General features: G+C 48.0%; 16 protein-coding genes. 7 read left to right on the top strand and 9 right to left on the bottom strand.

Annotation, left to right across the window (positions count from 1 at the left end; all coding sequences use genetic code 11):
• Positions 1 to 120 precede the first annotated feature (120 nt).
• The 3 genes from MSMTP_RS09680 to MSMTP_RS09690 all read right to left on the bottom strand — a co-directional run bounded on the left by MSMTP_RS09680 (position 121) and on the right by MSMTP_RS09690 (position 3,080).
• Positions 121 to 1,722, bottom strand: coding sequence for an MFS transporter (locus tag MSMTP_RS09680; RefSeq protein WP_048178829.1), 1,602 nt, complete (start codon positions 1,720 to 1,722; stop codon positions 121 to 123).
• 196 nt (positions 1,723 to 1,918) lie between these two features.
• Positions 1,919 to 2,299, bottom strand: a complete 381-nt coding sequence (locus tag MSMTP_RS09685; RefSeq protein WP_048178831.1) for a hypothetical protein — start codon at positions 2,297 to 2,299, stop codon at positions 1,919 to 1,921.
• A gap of 232 nt (positions 2,300 to 2,531) precedes the next feature.
• The gene (locus MSMTP_RS09690) at positions 2,532 to 3,080 is read right to left on the bottom strand and encodes an HdeD family acid-resistance protein (RefSeq protein WP_048183278.1); all 549 of its coding nucleotides are present in this window, start codon (positions 3,078 to 3,080) and stop codon (positions 2,532 to 2,534) included.
• Positions 3,081 to 4,114: 1,034 nt separating this feature from the next.
• On the opposite strand from MSMTP_RS09690, the gene MSMTP_RS09695 reads away from it, so the two are divergent.
• The 5 genes from MSMTP_RS09695 to MSMTP_RS09715 all read left to right on the top strand — a co-directional run bounded on the left by MSMTP_RS09695 (position 4,115) and on the right by MSMTP_RS09715 (position 10,790).
• Positions 4,115 to 4,636, top strand: coding sequence for a DUF367 family protein (locus MSMTP_RS09695; protein WP_048178833.1), 522 nt, complete (start codon positions 4,115 to 4,117; stop codon positions 4,634 to 4,636).
• A 107-nt stretch (positions 4,637 to 4,743) separates the two neighbouring features.
• The gene (locus MSMTP_RS09700; protein ID WP_048178835.1) at positions 4,744 to 5,220 is read left to right on the top strand and encodes a TIGR00725 family protein; all 477 of its coding nucleotides are present in this window, start codon (positions 4,744 to 4,746) and stop codon (positions 5,218 to 5,220) included.
• A 276-nt stretch (positions 5,221 to 5,496) separates the two neighbouring features.
• Complete coding sequence (locus MSMTP_RS09705) at positions 5,497 to 7,752, top strand: DNA topoisomerase I (protein WP_048178837.1); 2,256 nt, start codon at positions 5,497 to 5,499, stop codon at positions 7,750 to 7,752.
• A 304-nt stretch (positions 7,753 to 8,056) separates the two neighbouring features.
• The gene (locus tag MSMTP_RS09710) at positions 8,057 to 9,310 is read left to right on the top strand and encodes an MBL fold metallo-hydrolase (RefSeq protein WP_048178839.1); all 1,254 of its coding nucleotides are present in this window, start codon (positions 8,057 to 8,059) and stop codon (positions 9,308 to 9,310) included.
• Between the two features lie 934 nt (positions 9,311 to 10,244).
• A complete protein-coding gene (locus MSMTP_RS09715; protein ID WP_048178841.1) occupies positions 10,245 to 10,790 on the top strand; it encodes a ferredoxin domain-containing protein in 546 nt (181 codons plus the stop codon).
• Positions 10,791 to 11,745: 955 nt separating this feature from the next.
• Here the strand turns inward: MSMTP_RS09715 and MSMTP_RS09720 are convergent.
• The 4 genes from MSMTP_RS09720 to MSMTP_RS09735 form a co-directional block, all read right to left on the bottom strand.
• Positions 11,746 to 13,734: a DUF460 domain-containing protein gene (locus MSMTP_RS09720; protein WP_231582743.1), complete on the bottom strand. Its 1,989-nt coding sequence runs from the start codon at positions 13,732 to 13,734 to the stop codon at positions 11,746 to 11,748.
• 156 nt (positions 13,735 to 13,890) lie between these two features.
• Positions 13,891 to 14,934: a serine/threonine-protein kinase RIO2 gene (locus MSMTP_RS09725; RefSeq protein ID WP_048178845.1), complete on the bottom strand. Its 1,044-nt coding sequence runs from the start codon at positions 14,932 to 14,934 to the stop codon at positions 13,891 to 13,893.
• Positions 14,935 to 15,084: 150 nt separating this feature from the next.
• Positions 15,085 to 15,585 carry a type 1 glutamine amidotransferase domain-containing protein gene (locus MSMTP_RS09730; RefSeq protein ID WP_048183281.1) on the bottom strand — a complete coding sequence of 167 codons (501 nt, stop codon included), beginning with the start codon at positions 15,583 to 15,585 and terminating at the stop codon, positions 15,085 to 15,087.
• 168 nt (positions 15,586 to 15,753) lie between these two features.
• Positions 15,754 to 16,938, bottom strand: a complete 1,185-nt coding sequence (locus tag MSMTP_RS09735) for a PLP-dependent aspartate aminotransferase family protein (protein WP_048178847.1) — start codon at positions 16,936 to 16,938, stop codon at positions 15,754 to 15,756.
• A 301-nt stretch (positions 16,939 to 17,239) separates the two neighbouring features.
• Here MSMTP_RS09735 and pncB point away from each other — a divergent pair, with 301 nt between their 5' ends.
• Complete coding sequence (gene pncB / locus MSMTP_RS09740; protein ID WP_048178850.1) at positions 17,240 to 18,442, top strand: nicotinate phosphoribosyltransferase; 1,203 nt, start codon at positions 17,240 to 17,242, stop codon at positions 18,440 to 18,442.
• A gap of 268 nt (positions 18,443 to 18,710) precedes the next feature.
• Here pncB and MSMTP_RS09745 read toward each other — a convergent pair whose 3' ends face one another.
• Positions 18,711 to 19,460, bottom strand: coding sequence for a carbonic anhydrase (locus MSMTP_RS09745; protein ID WP_048178851.1), 750 nt, complete (start codon positions 19,458 to 19,460; stop codon positions 18,711 to 18,713).
• 169 nt (positions 19,461 to 19,629) lie between these two features.
• The gene (locus MSMTP_RS09750; RefSeq protein ID WP_197076056.1) at positions 19,630 to 20,118 is read right to left on the bottom strand and encodes a hypothetical protein; all 489 of its coding nucleotides are present in this window, start codon (positions 20,116 to 20,118) and stop codon (positions 19,630 to 19,632) included.
• Between the two features lie 288 nt (positions 20,119 to 20,406).
• Here MSMTP_RS09750 and MSMTP_RS09755 point away from each other — a divergent pair, with 288 nt between their 5' ends.
• Positions 20,407 to 20,808, top strand: a complete 402-nt coding sequence (locus MSMTP_RS09755) for a GNAT family N-acetyltransferase (protein ID WP_048178855.1) — start codon at positions 20,407 to 20,409, stop codon at positions 20,806 to 20,808.
• The last annotated feature ends 135 nt before the right edge of the window (positions 20,809 to 20,943 follow it).

The raw sequence follows: 20,943 nt of genomic DNA on the forward strand, positions 1-20,943 counted from the left end.
AAGTGTTCTTGGAATTAAAAACTAAAAAGTGATTGCAGAAATAAAAACTGAAAAAATCCTTTCAGGAATGAAAAAACCGAATTAAAAAGTTGAGCTCAAAGCCTGAGCTCAAACCAATTTTTATTCTTCTTTAGGCACAAGGATTTCAGGCGGCAGGAAGATCGAGACGATTATGCCGAATATTGTGACGATCACCAGCCCCAATAAGGTAGTTCTTATCCCCTTAATACGGGCTATTTCGTTTATCCTCAGGATTTCTTCGCCAAGGTCAGGGGGGACACCTTCCAGGGCGGCCTGCAGTTCTTCGTCGCTCAAAAATTGCACATTCTCTTCTACCGCAGATACCAGGTCGGGCTTGAGGTCCTCCGGAATGGCAGTACTGTCATCGATTAAGGTAATGGCTCCTACTGCCAGGCCTGCAACCAGGAGAGAGCCCATCAGCGCAGTCCCGATGGCCATGCCCAGGTTCTGGGAAGTGCCCATCAGGGCAGCCGTCTCGCTGGTCCTTTCGGGAACTACCTGAGAAAGCACGAGGTTCATTACCTGGGACGCTATGAGCCCCCCGCCTATACCTACCAGGGCAAACCCGGTCATAAGACCAAGCCCTCTGACCTCCACGTCAATGGTTGCGATAGCCAGGAAAAGCCCTGCGAGAAGTATGACCAGTCCCACCTGGATAATGCGTTTCGGGGCAATGAAGATAGAGAGCCGGGATGCCGTTAGCGAGGCGATTAAAAGCGGTATGGAAAGAGGCAGGTAGACAAAGCCTGTCTGCATCGCGTTCAAGCCCAGGACGATCTGAAGGAAGAGGGCTATGCTGAACAGGAAACCTCCGAAAAGGAGGGTCTGGACCAGCTGGATGAAGATTCCCGATGTGACCCTGCGGTCCCTGAGCACGTCGAGCCTTACGAGAGGCATTCCCCCACTGCTAATGACATGGCGTTCCCAGGCGGCAAAGCCCAGCAGGATAACGACTCCTGCTACAATGAATACGGGGGTTGGGGAAAGGCCGAACGGGGAAATTTCAATCCCTGCTATGGAGAAAGTCTGACGTGCTTCCCACCAGCCGTAAGTCCCTGCCAGCAATATGCCAAAAACGATAAGCCCCATCCCCAGCGCGGAGAGTATAGACCCGATTACATCCAGCTTCGGTTCTTCTCCGGCCTCGAGAGGTGCGTCCAGGATAGCCCGGCTTAATGCCAGGACAATGATTACCACCACCACTTCTCCGGCAAAGGCAAGCCGCCAGGTGTATACAGTTGTCAGCCAGCCTCCTATAATGGGCCCGAGGGCAATTCCGCTTGCAACGACTCCCCCAAGTATTCCATAAGCTATGGCACGGTCCTCACCTTTGTAGTTTGAGGTCACGAGGGTCTGGATAGCAGGCATGACAAGGGTTGCCCCAAGCCCTTCAAGGATCGACCAGCCCACGAACAGTACAGCTATTGTCGGGCTGATTGCCGTCAGAAACGACCCCACCCCATATATCACCAGTCCGAGCCTGAATGCCCGTTTTCTCCCGATGATATCCCCTATCTTTCCCCCTGTGATCATCAGGGATGCCATAACAAGTGCATACAGGGTAATGGCACCCTGGACAGTGGTCACGTCCGTATTGAAGTCACTGATAAGTGCCGAAATCGAGACGTTCATGATTGTCGTGTCAATAACGAGCACGAACATTGCAAGCGTGAGTGCGACAAGTACGATCTTTCTCTCCATGTTACAGCCTCTGCTAAAGGGAAATAAGGTTCGATCTCACCGGCCCTGAAGCAAAGGACCCACTCCCAACAATTCTGCTGACTAACCTTTGACTGAAGACTGACTGCCCGGAAACCCCCCGATAATTGAAGCCAGAGCAGGCTATCGGGAGACTTTTTCACCAGTTTCGGTTTTTTCCTTTTCAATCCGTTCCACTTCAATCCGTTCCGAATGCACTCCTTACCCCGGGCAGCATGATGTATACAAGAAGGAGACCGTTCAGGATGACTGAAACGTTGATATCATACCATGTACCTCCGGTGATTAGCACCACAAAGTCTATACAGAGGTTGAAGACAACGATAACAGCCAGGAATAGCCAGGCCTGCGGGTCCACATTCCAGAGCATCCCGGTAAGCCACGCCCATACGTAAGCCAGCAGGCCGTACAGAAACGCATACCAAAGGTTGAAAACGCGGACATCAAGCGGTCCCAGGAAGGGTAAAAATCCCAGGAACCGAATCATTATGATACCATTGATCACTGCCAGAAGGGCAGCCCCAATGGCCAGAATAGTTACACCTATAGGTCTTTCCATGTTCAAATCCCCCTATTAGTATCTCTTTTATTCTCCAGATCATCTCTCTTTATTCTGATCTAATTAATTCTCCGGGTCCTAGGTAAGATACCGAAGCCTTCTAACAGAGTGTAAACAACGTTTTAAATGGCAAATCCGTCTTATGCCAGAGCTCCTGATACCTCCTAATGATTGTTGAAAGGGAAAAAATTCCCTTTCATCTCACAGGATGCACACGGTTCGTGACCCTTTTTCAGGAACGCATTTTGAATCCTATGATAAGTGCCCCGATTCCCCCGGCAACAAGGAAGAGCCCGTATAACCACGGCAGAGCCAGGGTTCCGGCCAGCGGGTCGCTTAGCAGGAGTATCCCGATGATCAGGGTCAGGACTCCTAGGATTCCCACCCCCCAACCCCCTCCTTTAAGGCCCCAGGCGATTTTGATAGCTCCGCTTATGACAGCCCATACTCCAAGAATTATAACGAATAATGCTAGAACTACAAAGGGGCTGAGGATAGGGTACATCAGGACAAGGGCTCCGGCAATGATGCTCAGGACACCCGAAAGCAGCTTCCAGAACCAATCATCCCTGTTAAACAACACCCCTATAATCGAAATAATTCCGCCCAAAAGCCAGAAGATGGCCAGGATCCTCAGGAGTACGATGGTGGTAATCCCCGGACTGTACAGGAGGAATATGCCGATAATAATGGCAACAATTCCTTCCAGGATAACTAACCACCACGGTGCCTCCAGGGCTTCATACCCTGTACCATAGTCAGCAGCAGTTGATTGTTCCATATATTCCACCTCCAAAATTCTATTCAGTGCCTCAACGTCAATACTGTCCTCTGCCCGGCGCAAATACGGAGGTGGCTATAAGAAACACCATTTTGTCTTAAACAGTAAATTCCCCACCCCAGGGTAAAGCACATACAGGCCAGGCCGGAGTCAAAGAGAATACATCGTCTTTCCCCACTTCCAAAGACGGACACGTTCTTCTGCCGGGCAATGCATTGGTGAAAAAAACACTAATGTAATCACAACTTGTCTCCACCTCACAGCTCGTCCCCGAGAATCCTCCGTTTTTGGGACAAACCCTTTGAGAAAGGTGACGGTTTGCGAAAGATAGCAATTCCACCTTTAAAGACACCTGGCATGACGCAGGCGGCAATGAAATTCTTCAATGAAATTCTTCAATGAAATTCTTCAATGAAATTCTTCAGTCATATCACTAAATCGATATGGAGACCGGTTTTTACTTAAACACCTGTTTCGATTAAACATTTCCACATCCGGTCGGACTCGGTGTAGTGATATTATTAAATATATATAAATTATAATATATAAACTCGTTCATTTTTAAATATCAAAAAAAAAATCTCTGTTCATAGACCAGTTTACTTTCAAATGTAGAAAACCCCTTCTGTTTTATCCTGAAATAATTTCGCCTAACCTGCTCAAATATTCTAATTTTTTCACATCCTCACAACCCTAATAACATAACATTGATTCTGAATTTCACTTCAACGGGCAGTCTATTCCGGAACGTATCCACTGCCTGACAGATCCCCGTAATTTTGACTTCCATAACAGCTCTTTTGCAACAAGCCTTTTAAAACAAATGACCGATTCAGTTCAATGTCGTTGATTCGAAGTCGTTTTGCTAATGCAAAAATGGATAAACCAGAAAACAGCTAAACAAAGAAATGAATAGAAACAGGAAATGAATAGAAACAGGAAATGAATAGAAACAGGAAATGAATAGAAACAGGAAATGAATAGAAACAGGAAATGAATAAAACCTATAACTTCCACATTCCAGAGGATAACCGATGAATTCAATAAAGCCCCGGGACATTCCCCTTTACATCTACCACGCAGGACAGTGCAACCCTAAAAAATGCACAGGCAAAAAAATGGCCCGCTTTGAGCTTGCCCGCCTTTTTGAGAAAATATCAAAACTACCTCGCTCGGCAATTCTCCTTGACCCATTTGCCGAAAAAGCCATATCTCCGGCTGACAGCACGGAAAAGGGAATAATCGTGCTTGACTGCTCCTGGGAAGAAGTCGAGAGGGTTTTTCCCGAACTTGAAAAGCTGAACCTCCAGCACCGGGCCCTTCCCTACCTGCTTGCGGGAAACCCGGTAAACTTCGGAAGACCTTTCAAGCTCAACTCAGCCGAGGCTTTTGCAGCAGCCCTCTATATTCTGGGGCATAAGGAGCAGGCTGAAAAAGTCCTTTCTAAATTTAACTGGGGACACAGTTTCCTGGAATTGAACCATGAACCTCTAGAGGATTATTCGAAAGCAAAAAACAGCAGTGAAATAGTGAGAATCCAGAGCTATTACATATAACCATTTCTCAAAAACAATTTCTCAAAAACAATTTCTCAAAAACAATTTCTCAAAAACAATTTCTCAAAAACAATTTCTCAAACTCAGGTAAAGGAGCGTTATTATTTATGGTCACCGGGATCCAAAAACAGATCGGAGTCATCGGGGCAGGCGCCTGCAGTGAGGAAGTGGAATCCAATGCGGAAGCTGTGGGCAGGGAAATTGCCAGGAAGGGAGCTTTGCTCCTCTGCGGGGGACTCGGGGGAGTTATGGAAGCTGCGTCTCGCGGGGCAAAAAAGGAAGGAGGGACGACCCTCGGGGTCCTTCCAGGAATCCGGAGAGAAGATGCAAATCCCTGGATCGACGTTGCTATCCTGAGCGGGATGGGACACGCCAGGAACGCGCTGATAGCCCAGTCTTCGGACGCCCTGATAGCCGTGGGCGGGGAGTACGGGACTCTCTCGGAAATTGCGCTCGGCCTGAAGATGGGAAAGCCGGTGGTCGTACTTGAATCAAAGTGGAAAATCGAAGGGACGCAGCGGGCGAAAAACCCGAAAGAAGCCGTTGAAACCGCTTTCAGGCTGATAGAGGAAAGAACCGGGTGAATAATCAAGGATAAGGGACTATGGCTGAAGGAGAGGAGATGGAGGGAAAGAGCGCACAGGGAATCACAGCACATAAATTTTGGATGTATGAAGGCTATTGAGCCCGATTTTTCTCGGAAAAGTTCAACAGTTTATTATAAAATCCAATCCAAAAATTTATATTCAAGAAGGAAACTCAAGAAATAAAGAACCATTCTACAGTCAAACGGAGATTAATTTCGGGGTACGCTGACATTTCAGCAAAAAAATATATAAAAAATTATACTGGAGTTTCAAATGCATCTTATCGTAACGGAAAAGAATATCGCGGCGAGGAGGATAGCCGCAATCCTGGCACCGAAAAGCCCTAAAAAAGAAAGGGTCAGCGGAGTGGATACCTACCAGTACGAAATAGTTACCGGCAAGAATAAGCAGGAAACTATTGTCATCGGGCTTTCCGGGCACATAGTCGGGATTGATTTTCCAAAGGAATACAACAACTGGCAGAAGGTCGATGCAAAAGACCTGATAGGTGCCGACATCATAACGACTCCCATTAACAGGAAGATCGTGGCCGCCCTGAGGAAGCTCGGGAAAGAAGCCGGAAAGGTTACAATTGCCACTGACTATGACCGGGAAGGGGAACTGATCGGAGTCGAAGCTCTCAATATCATAAAAAAGGTGAGCCCTGACATCGGTTTTGACAGGGTCCGCTACAGCGCCATTACCCCGAAAGCCATTGAAGATGCATTTTCAAACCCTACTCCTGTGGACTTCAACCTAGCAGATGCCGGGCATTCCAGGCAGGTCATCGACCTGGTCTGGGGTGCAGCCCTGACCCGCTACATATCCCTTGCCGCAGGCAGGCTCGGGAGGATGTTCCTGTCCGTAGGCAGGGTCCAGTCCCCAACCCTCTCCCTGATCGTGGACAGGGAAAAAGAGAGGGAAGCCTTTGTCTCCACCCCTTACTGGGAAATCCATGCCGAACTCGAAAACGGCAAAAAAGAAACTTTTCCCGCCCAGCACGCGACCCGGCGCTTCCTGGAGAAAGAGGAAGCTGACAGGGTCTTTGCAAAACTTGGAAAAAAGGCAACCGTGCAGGAAATAGAAAGGGGAAACCGGCTCGACCAGCCCCCTACTCCATTTAATACCACGGGCTTCATCAGCGCTGCAAACGCAATAGGGCTTACTCCCTCAAACGCTATGCGCATAGCCGAATCCCTCTATACAAACGGGTACATCTCATATCCCAGGACCGACAACACAGTCTATCCCGAAACCCTGGACCTCAGGGCCCAGATCGAAATTTTCACGGAAGGGCCCTTCCAGGAGTACGCAAACGCCTTGCTGGCGAAAAAGGAGCTCAAGCCCACCCGTGGGAAAAAGGAAACTACCGACCACCCCCCGATTTACCCGGCTTCCCTTGCAAAGGAATCGGAGCTGAAAGAGGACGAATGGAAGGTCTACGGACTGGTGGTCAGGCGCTTTTTTGCAACCTTTGCCGAGCCCAGCGAATGGGAGACCCTGCGCATAAAGCTTGACATAAACGAAGAAGAGTTCAAGGCAAGCGGGGCAAGGCTTGTTGTCCCTGGCTGGAGATGGTACTACGACTACAACAAGCCCGAAGACAGGCTGCTCCCTGAACTTTCGGAAGGGGAAACCCTGAAAGTGGCAAAGAAGGAGATGCTCGACAAGGAGACCCAGCCTCCCGGTCGCTACGGGCAGGGGCGCCTGATCAACATGATGGAAGAGCTCGGGCTCGGGACGAAAGCCACCAGGCACGAGATCATCAGCAAGCTCTATTCCAGGGCTTATATCCACGGGACCCAGGTCCAGCCCACGAAGACCTCTTTTGCCGTCATGGATACCCTTGAGAAATATTCCCCGACGATCACCAAACCCGACATGACCCAGATCCTTGAGGAAAACATGGACAGGATCGCCGAAGGTAAGATCTCGGAAGCCGAAGTCCTTGAGGAATCGAGAGAGATGTTAAAAGAGGTCTTTTCGGAACTGGAAAAGAACCGGGACAAAGTTGTGGAATCCCTGCAGGCAGGGCTCCGGGAAGACAAGATCATCGGTAACTGTCCTGACTGCGGAAACGAGATAATGGTCCGCCGTTCTAAGCGGGGAGGCCGTTTCATAGGCTGCAGTAACTACCCGGACTGCACTTTTTCCCTGCCCCTGCCCAGGAGCGGGCAGATTGTGGTTACGGATAAGATTTGCAAGGAGCACGGAATACACCACCTCCGCATAGTCAATTATGGAAAACGCCCCTGGGACCTTGGCTGTCCCCAGTGCAATTTCATTGAATGGCAGAAGGCAAAACAGGAAGAACAGGACAAAATCCCCGATCAAGAACGCCCGAAATCCATCAAGGAAATCAACGGGGTCGGGAAGGTTACGGCAGAAAAACTCGGGGAAGCGGGGATCTCAACCGTCGAAGACCTGATCAAAGCCAATCCTTTCGAACTTGCGAAAGTTACCAATATCAGCATAAAGAAGATCAAAAACTGGCAGGTAACCTGCGGGGCAGCTATTGAAAGCTGCTGAACCCGCCCAACCTGTAGAAATCGTAAAACTGTAGAAAGCTGCTGGCTTATTGAAAATAAATTTTGGGCTGGCAGAAACTTCTGAATTTTTATAAAGCAGAGTGCCCGGTACAAAATTGCCGGAAGCTTCCAAAATCCCGGTAAAACCTTCTTCTGTCAGATACTTATTTATAAAATTCAGTCTTTTTTCAACTGGTAGAAAAGCCCGAAACAGAAAGGAAAGCTTCTTTATTTCACAGGGCTTATTACCAAATTTCAATATTTTTTTTAATAAGTTTTTAATAAGTTTTCAAGGAGTTGGAATATTGGAGTTTAGTTTTAAAGGCGGATGCAGGGAAGTCGGACGTTCAGGTTTACTCGTCAATGAGGAGGTCCTGCTCGATTACGGAATTAAGGCAGGGGATATCCCCGAATACCCCCAGAACGGTATGGAACCCAAAAGCGTGCTTATTTCCCACGGGCACCTGGACCACTGCGGGGCAGTCCCGAACCTCATGTACATGAACCCGGAAGTCTTCATGACCCCGCCGACTGCGGAGTTTACCGGGCTTCTGGGGAGAGATACCCTAAAACTTGCGGAAAGGACCCTCTCGGGCGTGGCCCCCTTTGACCCTGACGACCTGCAAAAGCTCTCCCGCTCCATCCAGAAGACCGACACGGGGACGGAATTCATGACCCATGGTTACAAAGCCCGTTTCTATGGGGCAGGGCACATCCCCGGGGCTTCGGGCATTTACCTGGAATCCGAAGCAGGAGAAAGTCTTTTTTATACGGGTGATTTCAGTCTTCAGGCCACAAGGCTGGTTCCGGGAGCTGAAAAGTTCCCGAAAGCCGACACCCTCATACTCGAAAGTACCTATTTCGGGGAAGAACATACCCCTCGCAAAGAAACCGAGGAACGTTTCATCGAATCCGTCTGGGAAACCCTGGACATGGGGGGAACAGCTATTATCCCGGCCTTTGCCATCGGCAGGACCCAGGAAATCCTTATGCTTCTGGACGCCCACGGGATCCACGCTTATGTGGACGGGATGGGAAAGGATGTATACAAAATCCTCAAAAAATATCCCGAATACCTGAAAAACCCCAGACTCCTTGACCAGGCCTTCGATAATGCCACGCCCGTAAAGCCGAGTAAAAGGGCGGAGATCCTTAAAGAACCCTCAGTAATCGTCACCACCGCCGGTATGCTGAACGGGGGGCCCGTGCTCTACTACCTGAGCAAGCTCCATAAAGACCCGAACTCAAAAATCCTGCTTACCGGCTACCAGGTAGAAGGCACAAACGGAAGGATGGCCGTGGAAAACGGGATCATCGAAAACAACGGAACTGTCCTGTCCCTGAAACCGAAACTTGAACAGTACGACTTTTCAGCCCACAGCGGAGACTCCGAACTGAAACAGGTTGTAACGAAGTTCTGCAAAAAGGGCACGGAAAGGGTCTTTGTAATGCACGGGGACAAAACCGAAGCCTTTGCCCGGTGGATATCAGAGGAAATCTCAGAGGAAACCGGTGTGGAAGCCTATGCCCCTGCAAACGGAGAATCCTTTAGTTTTTAAAAAAACATATAGGCATTGAATCATTGAAGAATAGTTTGGTCTGAATAACGATGCAAAGTTAGTATAATAAATATGCAACGTAAAATCAATCATAAGCTTTAATAAGGATCAAAACACTTGGAAAAAACAGATACTTGCTCCGAAAGTATTGGACAAGTTATGTGATGAATAAGTATATGATAGGGGCCTTGTTCCCTTTTCGCGGCTCCCTATCGATGATCCAACCCCATGAAATTGAGAGGAAACCCTTAAACTCTCAATCTTCACATCTGTTCTTATGCCATGCGAGTATATATCACAACCGATCTTAATTATTTAATATAATTAAAATGTTTTATATACATTGTATTTTTTAACCACGTCATGATTTTTAATGGCGGTAAATATTTAGTTAGCTTTGAAATTTTTGCTCGGTTGAAAAGCATCCCGGAAGCCGATTTTTCGTCTATAGTCCCGAGCTATTTCTGAAATCTGTTAAACAACCGGGGACACATATTTCCAAGCTTAAGTAAGGCCAGAGCAGCGTTATTACCGTCTCCCGTGGTTATTTCTCCGAGCGTCAGCGAGGCCTGCCCGCTAAAACTGCCATGAGTGAGAAGAGTGAACAAAAAAAGAATTAACCGCCATTTTCAACACTTATTTTTTATTTTTTGCTAGTCAGGGGCAGCTGCGTGCACTTCGCCGAAGCAAACTTAAACCAACAATTCCAATAATTTTTCAGATCAGGGCTGTTATGTCTTACAAATTGCTTCTTCTTTTTCATTTCAGTCATGGAAAAGCCGGTCAGCAAGCTGACCGGTGAGAGCCCCGTTTCTTAGAAGCCAATAGATCCCTGCTGCTATCCTATTTACCAGAACAAAAAGAAGAACTCCGGACCCGGGGCTTTCCAAGACCCACGAAACCCTTAAGCCTGAAAAACCCCAATAATCCGTGCATGATCCTGAATCCTGAATCCGAAGTGCTCGAAACGCTCGCAAAAAGCATCCTCCTGGCTGCCAGGACCGCCCCGAAAGCCAAAGGAGTTGACGATATAGTAACAGCCCTGGTGGAAGCCGAAGATATCGAAGTTCTTGCCTCTACAATGGAAAAACTCGCCGACGAGAAAGGCGAAGGCTTCGCCTTCCTGAAAAGGGACGCAGGCAACCTCAGGAATGCCGGAGCTGCGGTCCTGATAGGGGTCAAAGCCAGCGGGGCTGCAGGCTTAAATTGCGGAGCCTGCGGTTTTTCGACCTGCAAAGAGATGCTTGCACAGCAAAAAGTAGAAGAAGAATTCAAAGGTCCCAACTGCATGTTCAAGTACGCCGACCTCGGAATCGCGGTGGGATCAGCCGTTGCCAGGGCAAAAGACCTTTGCATTGACAACCGGGTAATGTACACCGTCGGAGCAGCCGCCAGGGTTTCGGGGCTTCTGGACGCCGACGTGGCTTTAGGAATTCCCCTGAGCGTGACGGGGAAGAACGTTTTCTTTGATAGAAAGTAAGCGTTTTTTAGTTCCTTTTACTTTTTTTATCAATTTTTACTTTTTTTATCAATTTTTACTTTTTTTATCAATTTTTACTTTTTTTATCAATTTTTACTTTTTTTATCAATTTTTACTTTTTTTATCAATTTTTACTTTTTTTATCAATTTTTACTTTTTTTATCAATTTTTACTTTTTTTATCAATTTTTACTTTTTTTATCAATTTTTACTTTTTTTATCAATTTTTACTTTTTTTTCGGATCTGTCTTTGTTTCAGCCTGTCGGGTTTCCTGCGGAATAGCAGTATATTGATTCCGAAATCCGTGCCATTTTGATCTTTTTTTGGGTACCGGCGCTCTCACCGGTCAGCTTGCTGACCGGCCTTTTCTAAAAATGATATTTGATAATTTAGTTCAAGCACAGAAGCATTTTGAATTTAAAGATGAATCTGGAAAAGAGTATCCTGATGGATAAAAAGTATATTTGAATAACTGTAAGAGGTATTTGGATAACTGTAATAGGTATTTGAATGACTGTAAAATATATTTGAGTAACTTTAAGAGGTATTTGAATAACTTTGATGGGTATCTAAATAACTTTAATAGGCATTTGAATTACCAAAAAAGATAGCCGAATGACTATTGAGAGCAACGGGAGAACTAAGAATGTCGTATAATGCCAGAACTGCTTATTTCCCTTTTTTGGGTTTTAGAATCAGCTTTCTTTGCGCCAATTTCCTGAAATAGCCGCACTTCGTGCGGGGGGCAAAAGCGGTTTGATAAGGCATTCAGGCTGCACTGGTTTTGATAATATCCATTAAAAACCGGTTCCCTTTTGCCATAAATATTCAAAAACCCGCGGCTCACCCCATTTCCAGGCCCCGGGAGCAGCCCACGGGCGCACCAGCGGCCGGTCTTCGCCAAAAACTGATGGGTCTTTGCTTCCATCAACTTTGGAAAAGTTGGAGAGAGCTTTTAAATCAACCCTCTCCTCCGTTCACTCCTGTACTCATCGAAGATGCTCTGCAGTTCGTCTTCTTTGGCTTTCTGCCGCTTTGTTTCGGCTTCTGTTTCCCATTCGGCAATAGCCGTTTTCAGGACTTCAGGCTCGACCATGGCAAAGTCGTCAGCCCTTTCAAGGGGCACGTTTTTCAGGACAGGGACACCCCCTTTGAAGAAAGTGCCCTCGGCTGCGTGGGAGATGTCTTCAGGGATAAGGACTGCTCTTACCCCGGCTTCCACCAGGATCTGGGCAGTGGCTGTCCCGCCTCCGCTGGGGTTTTCCAGGAAGACGACATCTCCTTCTTTCAGGCCGTAGTGTTCCTTTGTTTCGGCAATGGATTCTTTTGTAAAGGCAGAGATGACCTTGACGGGGGTGCCTTCCCCCCGGACTTCCATTTTCTGGATTTTCCGGAGCTTCTTGCTCCTCCGGCGCAGGTCTTTCAGGGTCCTGTTTTTCCTGACCAATTCCCTTTTGAGGTTCTCGATGGTGCTTTCCCTGATCCTGAGCTCTTTTTCCTTCCGGACTTCCATGTAGGCTTCTTTTTTGAAATCTCTCAGCCTTGACTCAAGCTTTGAGATCTTCCTGTCCTTGGCAGCAGCCTCCCGCTTTAACTCTCTCACGTATTCCTGGAGGTTCCGGATCTGTTCGCCCTGCTGCTGGACTGTTTCCCTCATTTTCCGGAGCGATTCTTCAAGAGCCATATCCTCGGGCTTTCCGGGAAGCTCTGGGGCCTTTTTGGGCTTTTTCCTGGCCTGGGCCTGGACTTGCACCTTTTCAACGGCAGCTTCAATCGAATCTCCCCGGATTACCCAGAGCTTGATCATTTCGAGGTCGGCCCCCCCAGGGGCTTTCTTTTCAATCCGGGAAAAGACGTTCCTGTAGCTTTTATAGGTGAGGAGGGCTGCGGTTAGCGCGTCCCTCTCATGGTCGTTGGAGTAGCCAAAAGGCTTTCCAAGGGCAATTTTCTCCTCGGCAGAGACTTCAGTCCCCGGGCTTGCAGGCGCAGCGTTAAAGCTTCTCCTGATCTTTTCGACCGAACCCGGCATTGGGGCCACGTCACTGGCAATAACGGCGGGTTTCCCGTATTCGGCAATCAGCTTGACGACCTCGTCGGGGGCTATTCCCCGGAAACTTTTCAAAAAGAGGAGGTCCCCGTCCAGGGAGAGGATAGCTATGCCTACGGTGGTCCCGGGGTCAATCCCCACGATCGTGAAATGCCGTCTGGACTGTTTTTGCTTGAGGGGGATGTAGCGGATCCTGTCCCGTTCCACATTCTTTACGCTTACCTGTGCATCGCTGCTGACCATCGGGTGTATTGGAATCTCTCCGCGTTTTGCATATACGGTGAACTCGGACCTTACATAGCCTCCGAATCCCTTTACGTTCACGACTTCAAACCTGATTCCCTTTTCCCGGGAAAGTCTCTTCAGGATGTCCTCGATTTCCCGGCTCCGCTGCTGAACAAACCCATGGACCTTTCTTCGGTAGCGGTTCTGGCTCCAGCCCCCCCGGCCAAGGGAACGTGCCCTGCTGACCTTGATCTTTGTCATGTCTTCAAAAAGGGAGACCACATGCCCGACTCCCAGCTCAGCCAGGCGAGCACAGGTTTCGGCTTCCTCGTTCGGGTTTGTCGGGTCAAAGGAAATTCCGTGCTTTTTCCCAAGCCGGACAAGGGGTTCGGGGTGCAGCCCGCCCGTAACCTGGACGAGCTTTACGCCGTCAGGAAGGCGGTTCATAATGGAAATAAGCTCTTTTCGGTCCGCAGCCAGCTCAAAGATATTGTCCACGGCAATTATCTCCGGCCGGTCCTTAAGAACCATATTCAGGACCTTCTGGCGGCGGAGCATGGTATGATGGGTAATTTCCCCATCTCTGAGGACTGCCAGGGCATACCTGGGGAGCTCTTTCGCTCGCGGTGAGCCCCTGGCAATGTCAATTCCATAGATAATCCTGTTTTGCATGGACACCTATATATTATTTTTCAGAGAATATATATTTAACTGTGAAATACGGCTATTTCATTTGTCTATAAGTATCAATTGGGCCCATTAACCTGAAAAAACGAAGGGCAAGGAGATAAGGAGTCTTTCCGCTTTCAGTAATTTACTATTCGAAGGTCATCCCCGCATATCTTCTTTGAAATCTTCTTCGAAATCTTCTTCTTCAAAGTCATCCCCGAAATCTTCTTCAAGGTCAGCTTCAGTTTCAGTTCCGATCTCTTCTCCAGCCTCACCTGAAATCTCTTTTCCTGCTTCATCTCCAGCCTTGGATTCCCATTCACTCTTAATTTCCCTGAGAACCTCCTCAAGGTCCCTTTTTGTCCCGTATTTTTTGTAAAAGTGGTTCAGGACATTGGAAACATCCCTTTCCAGCAGTTCATCTGCGTGAGGATGGTCAGGGGTGACATACTGGGGCCAGTCGATTAGCTGGACACAGTCTTCGGCAACGAAGATATTATACTCACTTAGGTCAGCGTGGATTATTCCGAGGGAGTAGGTTAGCTTTACCTGGCGGAGGATTTCGTCCAGGTACCATTCCGGATCCAGGACCTTCGTCTTTGAGAGGATGCTCCCCTTTGCCAGTTCCATTACAATAGCGTGCCGGTTCTGGTCAATTGGTTTTGGGATGGAAACCTTCGGATAAAGGGTGGTCATGATCCCGTATTCCCGCTGGGCTGCCAGGCGGGCGGCATAAATCCAGGAAAAGTGTTCCCTTTCTCCCAGGTGATCGCGGACCCTTCTGACCTGCTTGAAACTGGTCCTCCCTTCCCGGTGGAACTTGATGATGACCGGAATAGGCTCCCCTATTGCCAGTTCAGGCTCCTTTATCGCCTCGAAGATCACGGACTCTTTCCCTACCCCAACCTCATCTCCGATGGCACTGATGCTTTTCCTCTTAACGAAAGTGTTGAGAGCCAGGGCATCGTAACCCTCGAAATAGATCTGGTAGCCCTCATAAGGCTGGAAAGTCCTGACAACCAGATTATTCCTGACAAGCTTCTTCAGCCTGTAGTCCAGTTTTTCAGAGGGCAACTTGGTATATTTGTTCAGGTCTTCCGCGGGCACCCACTCGAAATGCTTCATACCCATTTCGACACCCGTCAGGACCCTGAAATCCTTTTTATCAAGCTCCCTGAAAACCCTTAGTACTTCGTTGATCATTCTCTAGTAAATATAACCCTCGGTATTTAAATAATAGGGCAACGGCTCACCCGGAATCCGGAAAATACTGTTAGCCTGAAAAGCCGTTAACCGGAAAATCCTTTATCCAGAAAAGCCGTTAGCCAAAAAATATTGCCACCCATGATCCCCTCATCCGAGCAGTTTGAGCATTTCCCGCCCGAAAGCATGAAGATCGAACGGGTGTCTTGAAGTCACGAGGTTTCCGTCAACGACCACCTCACTGTCCTCATAAAGGGCTCCGGAGGCTATCAGGTCATCCCTTATCCCGATCCAGCAGGTTGCCCTGCGTCCTTTTATTACCCCCGCTGAAATCAGCACCTGGGGGCCGTGGCAGATTGCGGCTACAGGCTTGTTTTCCCTGAAAAAGGATCTCGTGATCTCAAGGGCGGCTTTATCAAGCCGGATTTTTTCCGGACCTTTGCCTCCGGACAGCACAAGGATATCGTACCCTGAGGGAATAACTTCCTTAAAGGCAAGGTCCGCATCGATTTCATAGCCGTGCTTGCCCCGGATTGTTCCCCTTTCCATCGACACCACATGAACAATGATTCCTTCTTCTTTCAGACGGCTATAAGGATAGAAAAGTTCCAGGTCTTCAAACCCGTCAGCTCCGAATATAAGCGCTTTCAATAAAAATCCCCCCTGTTTAAGAATCTTCCCTGCGTGCAGGAACTTCCTCACTTCAAGATTTTCCCCCTGTACAGGAATGTCTCCTGAACAGGAATTTCCCGATAAAAGATAGGTTTCCCGTAAGATATACCTATCTTATCCGGAAAACGGCGGAGGTAAAAGACCGGCTCAGATCTTCTCCAGCGCCTGCTCAAGGTCCGCAATTATATCTTCCGGCTCCTCAATCCCGACCGAGATCCGGACCAGTTCATCCGTGATACACACACTTTTCCTTATTTCACAGGGAACACAGGCATGAGTCATCGAAGCCGGGTGCTGGATCAGGGTATCGGTAGCCCCCAGGCTCACGGCAAGGGAACAGAGCCTGACGCTGTCCATTAACCTGCGCCCGGCTTCAAGCCCGCCCCGTACCCCAAAGGAGATCATGCCGCTGTACCCGCTCATCTGCTTTTTTGCGATCAGGTGCTGCGGGTGGCTGGGAAGCCCGGGATACCTTACCCACTCGACCCCGGGGTGGGACTCAAGGAATTCGGCAACTTCCAGGGCATTTTCAGCGTGCTTTTCCATCCTGAGGTGCAGGGTCTTCAGGCCCCGGATGCAGAGCCATGCCTCATGGGGACCCATGATCCCCCCGGTGTACCCGACAACAGGAGCAAGGCAGCTCATGAAATCCTTGCTCCCGACAACGACCCCTCCCAGCAGGTCGGCATGTCCTCCTATGTACTTGGTGCAGCTGCTCAGGGAGACGTCCGCCCCAAGCTCCAGAGGCTTCTGGAAATAAGGTGTTGAAAACGTATTGTCAACAACGCAAAGGGCTCCGTGTTCCCTGGCCATGCAGGCGATTTCCCCTATGTCGCAGACGGTCATGGTGGGGTTTGCCGGCGTTTCCAGAAAGACCATTTTCGTGTTTTCTTTGAAAGCTGCTCTTACTTTGTCCAGGTCAGAGGTATCAATGAAGCTCACTTTTATGCCCAGCCGCGGAAGGACCGTCAGAAAGAGGCTGTAGGTGCAGCCGTACACCACGTCAGTTGAGATCAGGTGGTCCCCCTGTTTCAGGTGGCCGAGGACAAGCGCCGTAATTGCAGCCATGCCTGAGGCAAAGGTCTGCCCGGCTTCCCCGCCCTCAAGGTCCGCAACCTTTTCGGCAAGTGCGGCATGGGTAGGCGTGTTGGGGGGAATCCGGGTATACACATATCCTGCTTCTTCCCCTGCAAACCTTGCTGCCCCCTGTTCGGTGTTCTCAAAAACGAAAGTTGACGTCTGGAATATCGGAGTCGTGTGCGCCCCGTAAACCGGGTCCGGCTTTTCTCCCGAATGCACGCATCTGGTCCCGAACTTCATTTCTCTTTCCATTTTCCCAAAAACCCCCTGTAAAAAATATGTACGGGAAATTATCTGTGCTCCCACTAATTATTTGTTTGGAAGGCATAGCCGGGAAATAGGAGAACCATAAAACTAATTTAGTAAAGATAGGTTGTTTTCAGCGGGTTCCGTCAGAAATCTTAAAAAATATAATACACTATATAGCCTGAGTACAACCTGAATATGATCCCGGTGTGACCTGCGGTAAACAATGATAACACAGCGGAAACATACAGAAAGCACAAAAAGTGGCGGCTCAGAGTCACAATAAAACGTTAAGGGATGACCCTAAGTGATCAGATCAATACTTGATAATGACCTTTACAAGTTTACAATGCAGATGGCAGTACTGGAACTCTTCCCCGGGGCGGAGGCCGAGTATCGCTTTATCAACCGGGGAACGCAGCGTTTTACCGAAGGCTTTGTCGAAGAACTCAGGAGAACCGTAGACGAAGATATCTCCGAACTCACGCTTACGGAGGAAGAATACCACTGGCTCGGGAAACATTGCCCTTACCTGAAGCCCATGTACCTCGAATACCTCAAGAACTTCCGCTTCAAGCCGGAAGAGGTTACAATCTGTCTTACGGAAGACAGGAACCTTGACATGCGGATCAAAGGGCCCTGGCACAGTACCATCCTCTGGGAAATCGTACTCATGGCTGCAGTTTCCGAACTGTACTTCAGCACGATAGAAACAAGCTGGAACGGGAACGGGGAATCGGAAATATCCGAATCCGTCCTTGCAGCCTACGGGGACAAGGTCCTTAAAATCGGAAAAGCCCTGGAAGAAAACAACTGCCTCTTTGCAGAATTCGGGACCCGCCGTAGGCGGAGTTTCGAAATCCATGACCAGGCCATGGAGAGCCTGGCCGGGATAAAAACCCTTACAGGCACAAGCAACGTCTATTTCGCGAAAAAATACGGCATGAAAGCCATCGGAACCGTAGGGCATGAATGGATCATGGGAACCTCGGCCCTTGTGGGGCTTCGTTATGCCAACCGTTTTTCCCTTGAAAACTGGGAGGAAGTCTTCAAAGGCGACCTCGGGATAGCGCTTACCGACACCTTTGGCTCGGATGCCTTTTTCAAGGACTTTGACCTGAAACTCTCAAAACTCTACGACGGAGTTCGGCACGACAGCGGAGACCCCATAACCTTCGTGGACAGGGTTATTGCCCACTACAAAAAACTGGGCATCGGCCCCATGAAAAAAGTGGTGGTTTTCAGCGACGCCCTCAACGCCGAAACCGCAATCAATATCAGGAAATACTGTGAAGGCAAAATCAATTGCAGTTTCGGGATAGGGACCAACCTTACCAACAACTCCGATTTCTTCCGGAAAAGCCCCCCCCTGAACATGGTCATCAAGCTGAACGGAATCAACGGTATCCCGGTAGTGAAACTCAGCGACTCCCCGGAAAAAGAAACTGGAGAACGAGACGCCCTGAGAGTAGCAAACTATATTTGTGGAAGAAAAGGGCTGGACGACTAAAAACCTTAGGAAGGGAAAGGCCAAAGCCCCATCCAGGGCTGTGAAAAAAGAAAAAGCCGTTTTTCTTCGGACATCCTGATTTTTTGATCGAATTGCAGGAGGGGGATGCCCGGGGAGTTTAACTTTTTGTTTTTTACATTGCGTTTATTTTCTTTGCATTACTTTGCAGTGCATTACTTTGCAGTGCATTACTTTGCAGTGCATTACTTTGCAGTGCATTACTTTGCAGTGCATTACTTTGCAGTGCATTACTTTGCAGTGCGTTGCTTTACTGTGCGTTGTAGCCGTCGGCAAGGTTGACGTTTACGTACACTACAGCTTCATTGGTGTGCCTGTAAGCGTAGTCGTCGGTGATCTCGGGCAGGGCGTCAGCCTCGGCCTGGGAAGTGACCACGGTGCCTGCAGAGATGTACCTGCCGTCCGGAATGGTTACACCGATTGCGCCGGAAGTCGGCTCAAGCACGCAGTTGCTTCCGACTTTTGCATTGAAGACCATTGCCTGCATTCCTATGAAGGTGTCATCCCCGACGTAAGCCGGGCCGTGGACCTGAGCCTGGTGGGCAAGGGAGACCCTTTCTCCAACATAGACCGCGTATTCTTCCCCGTCTACCTCAATAATGTGGCTTTCCACGTGTTCGCCTTCCTCGTCAATGGTTTCAAGGGCATGGAGTATAACTCCGTCCTGAATGTTGCTTTCGTTTCCGACAAAAATGGGAATCCCCTCGTCACTCCGGACCGAAGCGAACGGGGAGACCATCACACGAGCTCCGATAGTCGCATCCCCGATCACTGATGCCTGGGGGTGGATGTAGGCAGTCGGGTCAATCGTTGGCTCGGTAGGCTCGGGGTTCCAGGGGGTTACAGGATTTGCCCAGATGTTCGAAGTAGCCGCCTCAACCGCAGCCCCTGCATGCTCTCCTTCTTCTGCCCCTTCTCCCTGGGAAACGCAGCCGCTCCCGGCAAGGGCCAGAACAAGAGTCAGAATCAAAAATGTAAAGACCTTTTTGTTAAAGTTCATCAGAAACCTCCATTCACTTTGTCAAGAAAGTAAAATATATAGAGTTTACTATTTATATTTGAAAAAAGAGAAAATAATAAATGTGAGGTGAATTAATTTTGAGAAAAATAACAAAAAAATGGGAAATCAAAAGGACATAAAAGGCCCTGGATGATGAAGTGAGGCGGATTCATATTATATCTAAATTCTCTTGAAATTTTCTTTCGATTTCCTTTCTTTCCTTTCTGGCGGCGACAGTATCCATTATCCGGGCCACGATGTAAGCAACGAGCCCACCTGTCAAAAGAGCGACTGCCAGATAGAAATAATACGATTTTCTCGAATTATTTCTCTTCCTTAAATAATCAAGTCCCCATGCAAAGAAAAGTGTCAATAATGGTATTGAGAAAAGGTATATCCATGTGCCATGATGATATTTGAGATAGTATATGATTAAAAGTGCCATATAATGTAGAGATACGATTGTGTTCCTCTGAATTTCAATTCTAAAATTACAGCTCTTATTAAGATAATTAAGTCCCCATTCAAAGAAAAATGTCCATAATGCTGCTAAAACAATAAAGATCCATGTCTCGTGGGGGTATTTAGTAACGATATAGTTTACGATTAAAAACCCCATGTAATGTAGAGCTAAGATTGTGTTTCTCTGGAATCTCATTACGACCATGGATAAAATTAATTACGTGCGTACTTATAAAATATATCAAAAAAGAAGGGCATATATAAACCGATTATATAATTTGTTCAGTCACTTTGACCCAGGCTCTTCACTCCATATTGTTGCCAATCAATGGAATTCAGCAGGGAGCCAGGAAAAATCACGAAATTGACGCCGCGTTTACAGGCTTCAAGCAGGTTGAAAGATCACAGTTTAACCCTTATTTCTCCATTTTTGTCTTTCACTTCGGGGAATTTAAATATCATAATAAATTTAAATTGCTAGTACATGGGCATGAGGTATTCCGATAACAAAAATCTCGAAAGAGAACAGCTTGTTTCCCTTTTTACGTCTGTTGAATGGGAATCGGCAAAGTATCCGCAGGAACTGCAGTTAGCAATTGCAAACTCGCACTCCGTTTATACAGCATGGGATGGAGACAAATTAGTTGGGCTTATGAACGCTTTGTCTGATGGAGTTATGACAGTTTATTATCACTATCTTTTAGTCAGGCCAGAGTATCACAAGCAAAGAATAGGTGCAACCCTCGTAAGAATGATGACTGATAAATATTCCGGATGCCGAACACAGGTTGTAATTTCATATTCAAGCCAGGTTAATTTTTATAAGAATTGTGGTTTCACCGTTGGTGATGATGAGATTCCCCTATTTATTTCAGATTTAGTATAATTATGTTCAGACTCTACAACCGAGAAAAACAGCAATGTACTCAGACCTGAAAAAAGAAATACTTCCCATGGCCTTGGAAATCATTCTTCATTCAAGGTTTTACAGGAATGCCCCCGCCAAATTGAAATTCATCTG

Source organism: Methanosarcina sp. MTP4 (assembly GCF_000970045.1).
In the GTDB taxonomy this organism is placed as follows: Archaea; Halobacteriota; Methanosarcinia; order Methanosarcinales; family Methanosarcinaceae; genus MTP4.

What these genes read in the sequence shown, in the direction of transcription:
- MSMTP_RS09705 (WP_048178837.1), top strand. Translation starts at nt 5,497, where the DNA reads ATGCATCTTATCGTAACGGAAAAGAATATCGCGGCGAGGAGGATAGCC.
- MSMTP_RS09695 (WP_048178833.1), top strand. Translation starts at nt 4,115, where the DNA reads ATGAATTCAATAAAGCCCCGGGACATTCCCCTTTACATCTACCACGCA.
- MSMTP_RS09745 (WP_048178851.1), bottom strand. Translation starts at nt 19,460, where the DNA reads ATGAACTTTAACAAAAAGGTCTTTACATTTTTGATTCTGACTCTTGTT.
- MSMTP_RS09755 (WP_048178855.1), top strand. Translation starts at nt 20,407, where the DNA reads ATGGGCATGAGGTATTCCGATAACAAAAATCTCGAAAGAGAACAGCTT.
- MSMTP_RS09690 (WP_048183278.1), bottom strand. Translation starts at nt 3,080, where the DNA reads ATGGAACAATCAACTGCTGCTGACTATGGTACAGGGTATGAAGCCCTG.
- MSMTP_RS09750 (WP_197076056.1), bottom strand. Translation starts at nt 20,118, where the DNA reads ATGAGATTCCAGAGAAACACAATCTTAGCTCTACATTACATGGGGTTT.
- MSMTP_RS09700 (WP_048178835.1), top strand. Translation starts at nt 4,744, where the DNA reads ATGGTCACCGGGATCCAAAAACAGATCGGAGTCATCGGGGCAGGCGCC.
- MSMTP_RS09725 (WP_048178845.1), bottom strand. Translation starts at nt 14,934, where the DNA reads ATGATCAACGAAGTACTAAGGGTTTTCAGGGAGCTTGATAAAAAGGAT.
- MSMTP_RS09735 (WP_048178847.1), bottom strand. Translation starts at nt 16,938, where the DNA reads ATGGAAAGAGAAATGAAGTTCGGGACCAGATGCGTGCATTCGGGAGAA.
- MSMTP_RS09715 (WP_048178841.1), top strand. Translation starts at nt 10,245, where the DNA reads ATGATCCTGAATCCTGAATCCGAAGTGCTCGAAACGCTCGCAAAAAGC.
- MSMTP_RS09680 (WP_048178829.1), bottom strand. Translation starts at nt 1,722, where the DNA reads ATGGAGAGAAAGATCGTACTTGTCGCACTCACGCTTGCAATGTTCGTG.
- MSMTP_RS09685 (WP_048178831.1), bottom strand. Translation starts at nt 2,299, where the DNA reads ATGGAAAGACCTATAGGTGTAACTATTCTGGCCATTGGGGCTGCCCTT.
- MSMTP_RS09720 (WP_231582743.1), bottom strand. Translation starts at nt 13,734, where the DNA reads ATGCAAAACAGGATTATCTATGGAATTGACATTGCCAGGGGCTCACCG.